Here is a 14,435-nt window from a genome sequence, read left to right as displayed (position 1 = left end):
AGTTCCTTAGGGCTTGTGCCGCTACGCCGGACCCATGTCCCGAAATGAAGGAGAACATAGCCCTTAATATGTTCCCCTGCGTTCCACAGGCCTCACCCCGGAACCCCCCTTCTGCACAGTGGTTCACGACATCCATTCGTTGCGCTAGCCATATCGCGACTCGGCTTCTACAGTTTCTACATAAAAACCGTCGGAATGCTTCGAGTTCGTCGTAGATTGTGCAGACAGTGCCTGCACAATTGAATAAGGGTCGAATTAAATAAAACGCGCGCATTGCGTTAGATTTCTGCCAACAGAAGCCTTGGGTCAAGCGCTCTGACAGGTCGGCACCCCGACCGCCGATTACGGCCTCGCCACATGTCGCCCTTTCCTCGCCGCCTGCGCGAACTCCACAATACGCCGTACCATCTAGCAATGGTCGCCGCCATCAGAGCGACCACAGTGCATGCCATGGACGCGTCGGTACGGTGACTTCGGCAATTTCACGATGCAGCCCGCCACAGAATGCCTCCGCCTTCGGGTAGCGTCATGGGCTACTCACCGCATCCTTGAACACCTTGCCGGCAGTGAACTCACAGCATTTGCCGCTGCAATGGGGATCTCAGCGCCTGTCGTCGGATTGCAACCGGCACGTGTGGCACGCTGCCCTTGCGAGACCGCGCCGAAATCAATCAACTGTACCGCTTCGCCGCGACTCACTGCGTCCGTGATGACATCCAGCACCGCCTGACGGTTTCGCTCCTAAAGTCAAAGTCGCACCCTACCGCATCCGAAGATCAACAAACAAACCGCGGGGCCCAATGCGGGGCACCCATCCCCGTCCGCCCACTTATAGTCGCGGTCACGAGACAGTTAGCGGTGAGCCCACGACGCATCAGCGTCGGCTCTATAACTCATGCCGGCGCTGCGCCATCGGCGCCGGCACGCCGAGAACTCGCGGGGGACAGCAATGGAACAGGAATTTTCTGACCTTCCGCGGCGTTTTAACCGTGATAAGTCGTATGTTTTATCACGATTGCATTTAACGACCGAAGAATGGGCCTATGCGCGTCGCCGACGGGCCAGTTCATACCTCATACGAGCGCGCACGTCGCACTGAAATGCAACTACGTAGTGACGCCGCCTGGCACCGCAGGTCGAGGCTCGTCGCCCCGGAATGATTGATGAATGATTCTGCTCTCGCCCCGTCGCATCGTAGGTGGATCAAAATCGCATCCGCATTCCAGCCCCCAAGCTATTACCCGACGATGCGCCCGTGATGCAGTCGTAGCGCCACGCTGCATAGACATCCGTGCGTTTCGATAGTGGATAGTCGTATCCCAAGGCGAGCGTCGACCAGCGGAGCGCGGAACCAACGGCGGGACGTCGGCGCGTACCCGCCCACGAGATCAACACATTGCCCGTGCCAATTCGAGCGCTTGCCCCCATCTGCACTGTGTCGTCTTTTACTTCACTGTTGTTGTCGACGTGTTCGTACAAAAACATGAGCTTCATCGCATGAAGTCGATAGGCACCCGCGACTAGCCAAGCAGTTTGTGCTGTCGCTCCGTTGAGAAAAAGCGAAGCGGTATGCAGACTTTGTACTGCTGCGGTTGCCGAAAACGGGCCCGCAAAGTAAAGCATATTCGCACTGTAGTTCGCCTGTCCTGCGTGACCCACAACACCAGCATTGCTGTACAGAAAACTCCCCGACAATCCGCCCACCTCCGGTATTTGATACAGCATAGAATTGTCGATCGCGGTATCGCTTTGTACCGACGCCGCGCCCATGGCCGAACCCAGATAGCTGTGCGCCACTATCGGCGAGAACGCGAACGAGTTGCCAAACGGGTTGAACAGCAGCGTCGATACGAACAATGGCGCCGTATTGCGACCTATCGTCACCTCACCGAAACGCCCGCTCAATCCAACAAAGGCGTTGCGGCCAAAGAATGACTGGCCATTGAACGATCCAATCTGACCGCTATTGACCCTAAAAAAGCTCTCCAACGTGAATACCGCCTTCATCCCACGCCCGAGATCCTCCGACCCGGACAGGCCCCAATATGAAGTCGTCATCCCGCCGGAACTGACCTGCCAGGCACTTCCAGCGCTGCCGGGCATGTGCGTGTCGCCAACAAAAGCATCGACCAACCCGTAAAGCGACACTGAAGATTGAGCGTGTGCGATCGTTGCGAAACCCCATATCCCCATTACCATCGCACATACCCGGCCTAAACCACAAAACGCTTTCTGCATTGGTTCTCCTCGCTGTCGTTTGTTTTCTTTTGCCGAAACACGTGTGTGCGCTACGCCGGTGTGACGCGCGCAAGCGGCCGCCCTCGCTCAGACAGCGCGACGGCCACCACAATCTCATGCGGTGCAGGTGAATCCGGCACAACGAGCGACGCCGTATCAAAGTGGTCAAAGCTCCACATATCCAGAGCACCATGCACAGGAATATCCATGCATGCGCCGGCCGCACCGCGCTTGGTAACAGACGGGATAAGCGATATGGTGCCGGGCAGACACGCACGTATTGCCTTGCCCATTCGCGGATGCAGGATCGCCGCCGCACACTCAAGCGGCACGGCAGTGCCCACAAGCGCGGCCTTGCCATACGCCTGAATCTGCGCGCGCGGTGTGTCAAGGGCGCCTCTCGCACGCTCGCTCAATAGCGTCCCGAGCTCCGCACCAACTTCGTATAGAGGCTCGAGCGAAGTATCGGTACACCAGTTCTTCGACGTCAGAACCGCGGCTGCAATCACTTGGCGATGCGCCGGATGGACCGCGATACCAAGCTCCGCGCGCCGTTCGATCACGTGAACAACAATCTTCTCAATCTGTATGTTCACGGTCATACCTCAGCGACCGTCGCATTCTCGGCTGGTGCTGCGGCCGGTATAGGAAACGTCCCGCGTGCAGACTCATAAGCCCGTGCCGCGCGCAGCACAAGGGCATCTCCATGCAAGGGGCCGACAATCTGAACGCCGGTCGGCAGTCCTGCGGGCAATCCACAAGGAATACTGATGGCGGGCAACCCAGTTTGGTTGCACCACGACGTCTGCTGAGGTGCCGTGAGCAGCGTCTCAGGCAGACCTGGAACGGGCAGCGGCCCACAGTGGAACACTGGCGTCACAAGCAAGTCATAGCGCTCGAAGAACGCCGCCATCTCGACGCCGAGCGTGTGGCGCGCACGCAATGCGTCGGCAAGCTCGAGCGCAGTGACGCGCAAACCGGCCCGCACAAGCGCTTGCACGTCCGCATCGAGCTGCATGCGTTGAGGCTCCGTCAATCCGCAGGCGCGCTGCGCAAAAAACACCGACCATTGGATCGCGTGCATGCGGCTACCCAGATAGTCGCCGAGCGGCTTTACGTCGACTTGCTCGACCTGTGCGCCCAATGTTTCGATCACCTCTGCGGCGTGCGCCACACTCGCGGCAATCACGGGATCCACGGTGACGCCCGGGATCGATGGGCAATATGCAATACGCAGCCCCGCGACGCCCTCTTCCAGACCGACTCGATAATCCTGCGGGGCGACATAGCCCGATGGCCCAGATCCATGTTGACCGGCTACCACACTCAGCATTAACGCTGCATCACGCACATTGCGCGCCATCGGCCCGAACGTAGACAGGCGCGTCCACGAACCGGCCACGCCCGTCGGAACACGGTCGAACGTTGGTTTAAACCCCACCACCCCAGTCCAACAGGCGGGCACACGAATCGACCCACCACCATCGGTCGCAAGCGCGAGCGGCCCCATACCGAGCGCGATTGCCACTGATGAACCACCGCTGCTGCCACCTGGCGTCAGGCGCCGGTCCCAGGGATTGCGCGTGATGCCAGTCAGCGGACAATCAGTCACGATCTTGTTGCCGTATTCCGAAGTGGTCGTCTTGCCAAAAAGCAGCGCACCGGCCCGCCGCAGACGCGCCACGGCGGGCCCGTCCTCGCGCTGGGGCGTGTCCGGCGTCGTCAACGATCCGTATCGCGTCGGAAATCCGGCTACATCGATCAAATCCTTGACCGATACAGGCACGCCATCGAGCAGCCCGCATGGCTCACGCCGCATCCAGCGCCGCTCCGATTCGCGCGCCGCCTCCAGCGCAGCCTCCTCGTCAAGGGCGCACATACAGTTCACAAGGGGATTGAAGCGCTCAACGCGGTCCAGGACCGCTTTCATGCTCTCAAGCGGAGAAAGCGCATGACGACGATACTCAGTAATCATCTCTTCCGCGCTCATCGATGAAATTTCGTTCATATGTATTCCTAATTTATCGAATTAAGTTGATAGAAGCGTCCCGATACTGCTCTACCTCTGACACACTGCTTGGATCGGCCCGATCGAGTCCAAAACTGCAAAGCTGTTGTCGGCGCGCGCCTGAGCAATACGTGCCTCACAAGTAACGTGGTCGCCGCCTTGGCTCACACCCGCCTTGCCTCGCGGCAAATCCAGCGAAATGCCCGGCAAGACGGACTTGACGCGCGTCACATCCAGACTGCCGGCTGCGCGCACGGCCTGCGCGAAAAGCCGAACGCCTGCGTACGTGCATTCGCCGTGCGGAAGCATCACCGCATAAGAACCCAATCGAGGAACATGAGTGTCGGCTACGCGCGCGGTATAACGTGCAAGGAAGGTTCGGTTTTCGGAACTATCGAGACTCATAAAGTAGGACGAGACACCGACGATGCCCGTCGACGCACCGGCAGTAGCAATCGACAGCGACTCGTGCGCAATATCCGTCACCAACTGCGGCTTCATCGCAAATGACCGATACTGCTTGACGAACGTCACCGGATCGTCGCCGACGCTGTGCCAAACAAGCTGCGGCTGCTCCCCAGCAATCCGCTGAAGCACTGCCCCATAGTCACGCGTGCCGAACGGCAGCCAGTACACACTGAGAAACCGACCGCCGTGACGCGTGACGGCCGCCTCCAGCGAGGGAATCAGTACCTTACGGTTGCTGCCGACGTCCGACACCACCGCGCTCACGCTCTTGCCGCCGGCACGCATCAGCCAACCAATGAGCGGCTCGACCCGTTGCGCGACACTGAGCCCCGTGCTCAACAACTGCGGATCACAGCGCCCCTCGTCGAAATTCGGGTAGATAACAAGGCGGGCCGCGCCTCTGGCCGCCTGCAGCGCTGCTTCGCGTTCGGCTGGCAGCACCATGCCCGTAATCATTGCCGCCTCATCGCGCATAAAGAGTTGCCGCGCTTTCTCGAGCGTCACGGTCGTCGACATCTGCGTGTCCTCGACAGCCAGTTGCAGCGGACGCCCCAGCAGTCCGCCCGCTGCATTGATTTCCTCGATGGCAAGCGCCGCACAATGTCGATTTGTTTCACCCACGCGGGTGAGCGGCCCGCTCAACGGCGCGAGCAAACCGATCTTGATGGGCGCCACCGCACGTGCGCGCGTCGGATAAGTGGTGGCGGCCAATGCGCCAACCACACCGAGCATCGTCATACGTGAAAAATCGCGTCGATTCATGATCATTTCATTCGATAGACGCTACCGGCGAACCCATGGTTCGTTCCGCAGCAGGTGACAGAAAGTGAGCCAACGGGTGGGCGCTGCTAGCACCGTGTCGGGGTTCGACTGCGCCTGCATGCACAAGTCGACCGTTTTTCAGAACGATGCATCGTTGCGCGCAGCGCAATACCAGATTGAGGTTCTGCTCGACCAGAAGCACAGCGAGCTTCGATCGACGACAAAGCGTCGGAATGACGTCACCGATCAGCTCAACAAGATTTGGTTGCACGCCGTCCGAGGGTTCGTCCAATAGCAACAACTTCGGGCGGCCGCACAACGCTCGCGCGATGGCCAGGACCTGCTGTTCGCCTCCTGACAATGTCCCTCCATGCTGAGCAAGTCTTAATTTCAATACTGGGAAATACTCGAATACCTCGTCCAGAATCTCGCCGTCACCAGCGGCCGCGGTACCCATTGCCAAGTTCTCCCGCACTGTGAGCTTGGGGAAAATCCACCGTCCCTGCGGCACCAGGCCGATGCCCAGTCGAGCGATTTCATGCGTGCGCAAACCCCGAATGGCCCGCCCGCCGAAGCGAATATCACCGCTCACGCGCGGCAACAGCCCCATGATGGCCTTGACAAGCGTTGACTTACCCGCGCCATTGCACCCCAGCACACCGACCACTTCATTAGGCTGAACAGTAAGGTCAATCTGACTCAAAATCGAGATTTCGCCGTATCCGGCCGACAGACTTTCAATGTGCAGCATGGCCTGCTCCTTGCCCAAGATAAATGCGTCGGATTTCTTCGTCCCTGGCGATGTCGTCATAGCTGCCCTGCCGAACAATTTCTCCACGATGCATAACCCACGTGTCGCACTTAAGCGACTGAACGAAACTCAGGTCATGCTCGATCGCAAGCACCGCACATTGTTCGCGCAAGCGATGAAGAAGGCGCACGAGTCGCTGAACCTCATTGCCAGACAATCCTGCAGCAGGCTCGTCAAGCAACAACAACGCCGGCCGGCACATCATGGCCATACCGATTTCCAGCCACTGGCGCTCTCCGTGCGGGAGATGCATGGCGAGCACGTCTGCCTGCGACGTGAGTCCGATCTCGTCCAGAACGGAATCGAGCTCTCGCGTCACAGATGGCCTGCGAGCCGCAACGCCGAGCGCGGCGACTTCCAGGTTCTCCCGAACGCTCATCGTGAGAAAAACGTTGGTCCCCTGGAATTTCCGGACAACGCCACGCCGGCAATACTGATACATAGGCCGGCCAGTCATCCGCTCTCCAGACAGATACAGTTCTCCCGCTCCTGGGATAACCGCGCCGGATAACAGTCCCACTAGCGTGCTTTTTCCAGCCCCGTTTGGGCCAATGACGCAGATCAGGTCGTGTGGGCCGATTTCGACGTCAACGCCTGCAATCGCATTGATGCCACCAAACGCGCGGCGTAGTCCGATGCCCTTCATAAGCCGTCTTTCCATCACTGCCCTCCTTCGGCTCGCTTGGCGCAATGCTGCGGCACACGTTCGATCCAGAATCGGGCGACGTGATGCAACCGCGCGACCAAACGGCCGATTCGAATGCCGTTCGGTAAGCACAGCACACACATAAGGAAGATCGCGCCGAGTACCAACGGCCACCATTGCGTGCTAAGACTGGACGCGGAGTGCTTGAGAAGTGTCAATGCGACGGCTGCCATTACCGGTCCACCGAGAGTGCCGCGACCGCCCACGGCAACCCAAAGGATGACTTCAGTGGCCAGTACCGGAGAAAATACGTCCGGGGCCACGACGCCAGCGCATGCTGCCATCAGGCAGCCGGCAACCGCAGCTACCACCCCTGAGGCAACGAACGCCAACAGCAAATGCCACGACGTGTGGTATCCGCACGCTTGCGCACGCCACTCGTTGGTCGAAATCGCCATGAGCACCTTCCCGTAGCGACTTCGACAGAGCAGCCACGTCGCACTTAGGATCAGAATGAGTACAGCCGTAACGACATACCAGGACGCCACAGGGCTACTGAGATCCGCTGCGAATCTCCCGAGTTGCAAGGACAACCCTGGAATGCCGAGCAAGCCGGTATCGCCCCCCGTGATGGACTGCCAACTTGTGGCCAACTGCTGCACGATGATCAGAACGGCCATGCTGAGAATGGCAAAGAAATGCAATCTGACACCTGCATACAGCAGGAAGTAGCCAAGAACGACTGCCACGATGGCAGCACATGCAAGACCTGCGAGCAACCCGACCAGCGGCGCTTGACCAAACTGGACGGTAGCCACGGCAAACCCATATGCACCAAGCCCAAAGAATGTCGTATGTCCAAGCGTCAGGACGCCAGCCTTGCCCCAAAGAAGGTCGTAACTGAGCGCCAATATCGCCAACACCAGCGCGTCTCGTATCACGGTGAGCTGATAAGCGCCCACGACAATAGGAAGAATCACGCCGGCGGCTGCCGTCGCCAACCCGATCGCGACAGGAGAGAGGTCCGTGCGGCTCAGTGCTGGCTGTGACAACCAGGTACGGGCACGCAAAAGATGACGTTCGAACATCGCCTTACCCCTTTCCGAGAAGCTGGTGAGCGGCACTGAAACCCGGAAGCAAGCCTTGTGGGCGGAAGCGGATCAGGACAATGGAGACGATCAAAACGATCGCTGAGGCAAGCGAAGGATCGACGCGATAGCTGAGCAAGGTTTCGACCGTGCCAACGAAGGCACTACCGAGTACACTGCCGGCGACCGAGCCGATACCACCCAGTACAATCACGAAAAATGCCTTGGCCAGATAGGACACCCCGAGATGGGACTCCACCGATACCATCGGCGCGACGAGCACACCGGCAAGCGAGGCGAGCGCCGCACCGCCACAAAATGCTGCTCGATTGAGTCGCTTGGTATTGATGCCAGCGGCCTCTGCCATCGCAGGATGTTGAATGACCGCACGCAACTTCGTCCCAAAGCGCGTTCGCGCAAAAAGTAGCCAGCACCCCACGGTGGCGGCCAATGCCACACCGATCACGAACATCCGATATGCGGGATAGCCGCCGCCCGGCACGTCGATGGTTCCGTTAAATGGCGCATAGACGAGCATCGGCTGTGTACCGAAAACGAGCTCCAGCACCTTCTGAACGATCAGACTGACCGCGTAAGTCGCCAGAAGCGTGTCCAGCGGTCGGTCATAAAGTAGCCGGATGACGAAGCGTTCGAGACACCAACCCAGCGCCGCGCCAATGACCGGTGCCACGATCAGCGCAACCCAAAACGCGTGTTGGCCGCCTAGTGATTGCGCCACGGCAAGCGTATATGCCCCCATCGTGACCCATTCTGCGTGCGCAAGATTCACGATGTCCATCATGCCAAACACGATCGCGAGGCCAAGAGCGACCAAAATTAACAAAGATACATAATTCAAAATATTCAATAGTCCTAACATATCGTCTCCAAAAGCAAAATTCTGAAGCCCGGGGTCCTCCAACGCTCGCTACCCTGCATCGGTATGCCAAAGCGTCTAACCCACAAGGCAGGCCATTCTGTTCAGTGGCGCACCCTGATGGCGCGCAACTCAAATATCACAATACATTGTGAATCCCAAAACAGGCAAGCAGAAATTCACAATGTGTTGTGAATTTCTGGACGCACCTTCCGGGATACTCGATGTGCCCTGTTCCATCGAGTCCGCATGACCACAGAAAAATTTATCGAGGCCCTCGGAAATGAGATCCGCGCGCGCCGCAAGATGAAGAAACTTACCCAGGTCGGTCTCGCGCTGCGCGCCAACGTCCATCCGAACACCGTCTCGTTAATTGAGCGTGCTCAAATAGTCGCGAAAATCGACGCGTTGCTCGTTCTCTCTGCTGCTCTCGATACCCCGCTCTCGCAATTGCTCAAGGGCGCGGAAGATCGCATGAACCTTCGCTGAACTCACCACGCTTCTGCCGCTCAGAGCTCATGAAAACATCATGAGCCGCTCCCGACGGGAGCCCGCAACCAAATCTTCCCCATTCATCCTCTGCGCCACGCCCATCCCAAGCCATCTCATGGCGGGATTCAGGGAGCCCCGTGAGCGTGTATTGACGCGCCGAACGGTAGCCTTCCGCGCGCCGTTTGCGCTCAGCCAGCCAATTTATTGTCAGGGAATCTAAGAGGCAGATACAGTGCTGTCAATCCGCGTGACGCTGATGTTTACCCGAAGAATACGTAGAAAATAGGGCTCGCGTGCGAGCAGCGCGCTTCGGCCAAGCCTCCCCTTTCGGATATTTATTATAATGAATATTCCAATCTTCGCCGTAGCGCCTTGTAACTCGGTGCAAGCGAAATCGAGCGGCAGCAATCCAAGCCTCCATTCCCTGACCACCGCGCCAAACCACGTCAGCACACGTCGCGATCCACATGCAAATCAAGCTCGGAATCCAGCACGAGCTTTTGCCTCAGCGCCGCACGCACCTTGCGCAACTGCGCCTCGGCCTCGTCCATATGCGCGAGCATCAATCGCTCGACGGCCTGCGCATCACGCCGCCTTGCGGCATCCAAGATCGCGCGATGTGCGGCGACAGTCGTCCGCCCAAACGCTTGATAGTCCCGCTGCGTGACGTTCCCTGCCACGATCACCAGTGAGTGCAGCATCTGGTTGATGATCTGGCAAAGGCAACGCAAAAACGCGTTGGGATGCGCGGCAGCAAGCACGTCGTGAAAATGAATGTCCTCGCAACGTTGATCAAGCGCTTGCTCGTGACCGACCACGAATGGTTCACACACTGAAATGCTGCGCTCGAGTGATTCGAAATCGGCATCCGTCAAATACGCCACTGCGCCCGCGGCCACCATGGGCTCAAGCGTGCGCCTCACCGCATAAATGTCCTCCAGCGTGGTCTGTTCAAAAAACAGATAGTTCTGCAGCGACTGGAACGCCCGCGCGAGCGGCACACGAGTAATTGTCGCTCCGCCCTCGGGCCCAGTACTCAAGCTAACAAGCCCCTGTACCTCCAGCGCCTTGAGCGCATCGCGCATCGAGCCACGACTGACGTTGAACATTTGCTGCAGCTCGGCCTCCTTACTCAGACGCTTGCCCGGCCGGGCCCGACCGTCGTTGATCCACCCTTTGATCGAATCGGCTACCTGATCACCACGCTTGGTCGTGCGCGGGCCGCGCCTGTCCGGCTGCACCGACTGTATCTTGCGCGTTGTCCGTTGTCGTCCTGCCATGTCCATCAAGTCCGTGGTTAGTCTTCGGCATTTCCTAACGGCGCCATTATCGGACATCCGCAAATCGCCTGGCGAGAATCAGGCGTCGCTGCCAGCCGTCCATACCCTCCCAACCTTGGGAGGTAGCGGGCATCGCCGAGAATGCCTACGCTGCAGATCAAGCTGTATGGATATGGCGTAAGGGCGGTCCCCATGCAGCTCAACTGCTCGGCGCCAGTGCGCCATCCGGGAAGATCGCATATGCCCAACTCATCGCTAGAATCGCAACAACCTTCCACTGTATCGGCGCTCAAGGCAAGCCTCGCGGCGTTTGGCCTGGACCTCGACCGGCTTACTTCGCAGATGCGCACGCATCGTGAGGCAGCCGATCGCACCGGGCAAATCCCTAATGCATTCTGGCAATCCGATGCGGTACGGGCGCTAAACCTGAACCTCGTGCCGCAGGAGTACGGCGGATGCCCGCAGGCCCAATCGCTCGTCTCGCGCGTCATGCTAATGGAGCACCTTGGGTACGCGGATGCGGCGCTTGCGCTCGCGCTTCCTGGCCCGGGACTGGCAATGCCGCCGGTTCTTGCGCTTGCCAACCGTAAGCAGCAGGCGACATTCTTCGCGCACTTTCAAAGCGATACGCCACGCTGGGGCGCATTCGCGATCACCGAGCCCGACTGCGGATCCGACGCGACAGCCATGCGCACGTCGGCACGCAAGACGGCTCATGGCTGGGTCCTTAACGGAACCAAGTGCTTCATCACCAATGGTGCACGTGCTGACACCGTTATCACGTTTGCAACGATCAATCGAAACGCGGGCCGCTTCGGTATCAGGGCGTTTCGCGTCCAACACGACACTCCGGGTTTCGCGGTGACGCGCATCGAACGCATGGTCGGCTTGCGCGTGACCCAACTGGCTGTGCTGTCCTATACCGACTGCGAGGTGCCAGACGACGCCCGGCTCACGCACGACCATGAGACGCCGCTTAGCGATGCGTTCTCAGGCGCACAACAGTCGTGGGACTATTTTCGGCCGCTTCTGTCCGCCGTAATGATCGGCGCCTGTCGACGCGTACGCGATGACCTCGCCACCTATCTCGAAGCAGGCGCACGTCCCGTCAATCTGCACTGCGGCGCGAGCAACGTACGAGCGAGTCTTTTGGAGCTCGACCGGCATATCACGACAGCTTATCTGCTCTGCCATCACGCTGCATGGCACGCAGACCAAGGCAGCACAAGCGCCATGCATGCTTCGATCGCAAAGGCGTACGCCGCGCGCATGATCGCGCACGTCACTCGTACGGCCCTCACGCTCGTTGGTCTGGACGGCATCGCCAGTTTCCCGTCGCTGGAGCAAAGCTGCCGAGATGCCAAAGCGTTCGACATCATGGAAGGTACCGGAGACATGCAACGCCTGATGATTGCTCGAGCCGCCCAGCGTGCGTCACGCCCGCCGTGGGAGACGATCCAACCCAGTGCGTCCGTGCATCGCCCCGCATGCACGTGAGCATGATTTCGTCTTAGAACCGTTACAGGAGACTTTCATGAGCTCTCGTCTCGAATCAAGTCGTCACGGCGATATCCCCGCCTCGGTCAAAACTTGCCTGCTATCAGTGCTGGGCACCCATCTGAGCGCCGACCTCATCAACGACGATACGAATCTGTTCGATCTGGGTGTCGATTCCATGAACATGACCGATCTTCTGCTCAAGCTCGAGCAACGCTTCGGATTTGTTCTGGACCCCGAAGATCTGTCCAGCGACCTATTTATACGGTTCGACAATCTCGTCGGGTTCGTCGCTTCCCATGTTTCATCGAGCTGACTCCACGAGCGCCGAGCCTCGAATCGTTGCCACCGCGCAATACGTGCCGCTTCGGTGTCACGCAGACCGCGCGGTAGCCGAGACGGTCTCGTCCGCACAACCGAGCGCGCTCGACATTGTCATGCACGCGCTCTACGCCGATACGCTGCGGTGGCGCGCTCAATGCGCGCCATGCGGCGACAACTGCTCGATGACCGACGCCACCTTTCGGCCAGACAATCGAATCGCAACCGAAACGAATTTGTCGCTGTCGGACATGGCGCTACGCGTGGCGCGCATGATCTATCCCAATGCACCAACGCAACCTGGCCCTGACCAGATCATCGTTTGCACGACAAGCTTCGAACATGATTTGGCCTTGTCCTGCGCAGGACGCTTGCATAGCGAACTCGGCTCCAGCCGCGCGCCCTTCGCGATCGGGCAACTCCAGGATGTGTCGTTTCTGACCGCGGTGGACGTGGCGCTTGCGATGATGGACACGGACAACACACTGAACACCGTTCTGATTGTCGCGGCCGAGTGTTGGCATCGCGCCTTGTCCCGGCAGGTCAGCCCGCGGATCTCGCTTGTAGACGGCGCTGCTGCCGTGCTGATCGCTCGCAGCTCCATGCCAGGATGGCGTGTCCGCGGTCTTTCGATCTGTACGCCCGGTACGCAACTGAGTTGTGAGGAAACCGTAAATACAAGCCTCAATTCGACCACACTAGTCGGGGCGATTAACAAGTCATTGTCACGCGCCGCACTTCGTGCCGCGCAAATCGACTGGATTCTTCCGCCTACAGCCGACAGTGCCATCATTCGCGCCGTCTGTGCCCAATGTCAACTGGCCCCTGAGCGCATCAGAAGCATGGGCGACGGCCATCAAAGCCATCTATGTGCGGCACAGACACCGGCACGCCTTGATGACCTGCTCGGTGTGATTTCGCCACGTGACGGTCAGCGTGTGCTTGTGTGGTCCACGGGATTTCAAGGCCAAAGTGCCTGCGCGATCCTCGAATTCCGGGGTGTGCAATCATGAGAGCGCACCCTTTCTCGATTTCAGGCGTCGCTCACAGCCTTCCGGAGCGCATCGTCAACGTGCAGCAGTGGGCATCGCGCTGTGGTCTGCCTGCTTCGCGCGTTATCGCTTTGCGCGCTCATGGCGCCACGCAATTTTATGATGCCGCGGGCGAGTCGCCCATCAGCCTCGCCGCACGTGCTGTCACGACGCTATTACGCGACACCTCAACCCCGGGGTCGGCAATTGATGCACTCGTCTATACACATACGATCCAAACGAGCGTACTCGCGCCGCCCGCCGGTAGTGCTCATTACATTCAGCGCCGCGCTGGACTCACTCGCGCGTTGACGTTCTCCATCACGCAGCAGCAGTGCGTGTCGCCGATGGCAGCTATTCGCGTCCTGCTCACGCTTGCCGCACGAGAGCCCTCACTCGAACGTGCAATCGTCGTATGCGCCGACGTCATCGGCTCCGGGTGCGATCGGTTGCGCGCAATCCATGACCTCGCATTGCATAGTGACGGAGCGTGCGCCTTGCTGCTCGAGCGCTGCGCGCAACGCAACATCATCAGCGGTTTGCACTTGTATACCGACGCGCGCTTTTCGCGCGGCACTGATGAGAGCTTGCAGCCTATCGCTGACGATCGGTATTACTGGTCCGCGTTCACAACCATGCGCGCAGCGATCCGACGAGCCGGCATCACGACGGGCGATATCGCTCACGTGTTGCCGCACCACGTGAATCTACCGGGATGGACGCGATTGATGACGATGCTCGACATTCCGCAAACGCGACTATTCGTGCCGAACTTCGCCGCGCTTGGCCACGTATTCGGAGCGGACCCGTTCATCAATTTTCAGACTTGTCGCGCACAAGCCGACGAGTGGTCCTTGCTTTTTTCCAGCGGCCTTGCCGGTTGCTTCGGCGCCATGGTGATTCATCACTGACACGC

Annotated in this window: 15 protein-coding genes; 5 read left to right on the top strand and 10 right to left on the bottom strand. The window is 59.2% G+C overall.

Annotation, left to right across the window (positions count from 1 at the left end; translation table 11 throughout):
• Positions 1-537: 537 nt before the first annotated feature.
• The 9 genes from WT97_RS32165 to WT97_RS04315 all read right to left on the bottom strand — a co-directional run bounded on the left by WT97_RS32165 (position 538) and on the right by WT97_RS04315 (position 8,901).
• Entirely contained in the window at positions 538-699 is a 162-nt protein-coding gene (locus WT97_RS32165) for an HU family DNA-binding protein (protein ID WP_373558474.1), read from the bottom strand.
• Positions 700-1,203: 504 nt separating this feature from the next.
• Positions 1,204-2,238 carry a porin gene (locus WT97_RS32160; protein ID WP_082751327.1) on the bottom strand — a complete coding sequence of 345 codons (1,035 nt, stop codon included), beginning with the start codon at positions 2,236-2,238 and terminating at the stop codon, positions 1,204-1,206.
• Between the two features lie 50 nt (positions 2,239-2,288).
• Positions 2,289-2,834, bottom strand: a complete 546-nt coding sequence (locus tag WT97_RS04340; protein ID WP_060353071.1) for an amino acid synthesis family protein — start codon at positions 2,832-2,834, stop codon at positions 2,289-2,291.
• A 2-nt stretch (positions 2,835-2,836) separates the two neighbouring features.
• Entirely contained in the window at positions 2,837-4,246 is a 1,410-nt protein-coding gene (locus WT97_RS04335) for an amidase family protein (RefSeq protein ID WP_060352950.1), read from the bottom strand.
• A gap of 51 nt (positions 4,247-4,297) precedes the next feature.
• Positions 4,298-5,476 (bottom strand): ABC transporter substrate-binding protein, encoded by a 1,179-nt coding sequence (locus WT97_RS04330; RefSeq protein WP_060353070.1) that lies wholly within the window; start codon positions 5,474-5,476, stop codon positions 4,298-4,300.
• A 7-nt stretch (positions 5,477-5,483) separates the two neighbouring features.
• Complete coding sequence (locus tag WT97_RS32155) at positions 5,484-6,227, bottom strand: ABC transporter ATP-binding protein (RefSeq protein ID WP_082751340.1); 744 nt, start codon at positions 6,225-6,227, stop codon at positions 5,484-5,486.
• The gene (locus tag WT97_RS04325) at positions 6,214-6,933 is read right to left on the bottom strand and encodes an ABC transporter ATP-binding protein (protein ID WP_373558471.1); all 720 of its coding nucleotides are present in this window, start codon (positions 6,931-6,933) and stop codon (positions 6,214-6,216) included. Before WT97_RS04325 ends, WT97_RS32155 begins: the two co-directional genes overlap by 14 nt.
• Before the next feature lie 14 nt (positions 6,934-6,947).
• On the bottom strand, positions 6,948-8,021 hold the full coding sequence (locus tag WT97_RS04320) for a branched-chain amino acid ABC transporter permease (RefSeq protein WP_060352948.1): 1,074 nt from the start codon (positions 8,019-8,021) through the stop codon (positions 6,948-6,950).
• A gap of 4 nt (positions 8,022-8,025) precedes the next feature.
• Positions 8,026-8,901: a branched-chain amino acid ABC transporter permease gene (locus WT97_RS04315; RefSeq protein ID WP_060352947.1), complete on the bottom strand. Its 876-nt coding sequence runs from the start codon at positions 8,899-8,901 to the stop codon at positions 8,026-8,028.
• A 246-nt stretch (positions 8,902-9,147) separates the two neighbouring features.
• Between WT97_RS04315 and WT97_RS04310 the strand changes: the two genes are divergently transcribed.
• The gene (locus WT97_RS04310; protein WP_027781984.1) at positions 9,148-9,387 is read left to right on the top strand and encodes a helix-turn-helix domain-containing protein; all 240 of its coding nucleotides are present in this window, start codon (positions 9,148-9,150) and stop codon (positions 9,385-9,387) included.
• Between the two features lie 449 nt (positions 9,388-9,836).
• On the opposite strand, the gene WT97_RS04305 is transcribed toward WT97_RS04310, so the two are convergent.
• Positions 9,837-10,670 (bottom strand): FadR/GntR family transcriptional regulator, encoded by an 834-nt coding sequence (locus WT97_RS04305; RefSeq protein ID WP_060353069.1) that lies wholly within the window; start codon positions 10,668-10,670, stop codon positions 9,837-9,839.
• A 240-nt stretch (positions 10,671-10,910) separates the two neighbouring features.
• On the opposite strand from WT97_RS04305, the gene WT97_RS04300 reads away from it, so the two are divergent.
• The 4 genes from WT97_RS04300 (at position 10,911) to WT97_RS04290 (ending at position 14,430) form a co-directional block, all read left to right on the top strand.
• Positions 10,911-12,167, top strand: coding sequence for an acyl-CoA dehydrogenase family protein (locus tag WT97_RS04300; RefSeq protein ID WP_060352946.1), 1,257 nt, complete (start codon positions 10,911-10,913; stop codon positions 12,165-12,167).
• 37 nt (positions 12,168-12,204) lie between these two features.
• Positions 12,205-12,483, top strand: a complete 279-nt coding sequence (locus tag WT97_RS04295; protein ID WP_060352945.1) for an acyl carrier protein — start codon at positions 12,205-12,207, stop codon at positions 12,481-12,483.
• 121 nt (positions 12,484-12,604) lie between these two features.
• Positions 12,605-13,501 carry a 3-oxoacyl-[acyl-carrier-protein] synthase III C-terminal domain-containing protein gene (locus WT97_RS32150; protein WP_179949746.1) on the top strand — a complete coding sequence of 299 codons (897 nt, stop codon included), beginning with the start codon at positions 12,605-12,607 and terminating at the stop codon, positions 13,499-13,501.
• Positions 13,498-14,430: a 3-oxoacyl-[acyl-carrier-protein] synthase III C-terminal domain-containing protein gene (locus tag WT97_RS04290; RefSeq protein ID WP_060352944.1), complete on the top strand. Its 933-nt coding sequence runs from the start codon at positions 13,498-13,500 to the stop codon at positions 14,428-14,430. The genes WT97_RS32150 and WT97_RS04290 overlap by 4 nt, the downstream gene beginning before the upstream one ends.
• Positions 14,431-14,435: the final 5 nt, after the last annotated feature.

The sequence above is a fragment of the Burkholderia sp. MSMB1459WGS genome, assembly GCF_001534535.1.
Classification (GTDB): domain Bacteria; phylum Pseudomonadota; class Gammaproteobacteria; order Burkholderiales; family Burkholderiaceae; genus Burkholderia.
Note: the sequence above shows the minus strand (reverse complement) of the source record. Positions and strands in the feature narration are given on the sequence as shown.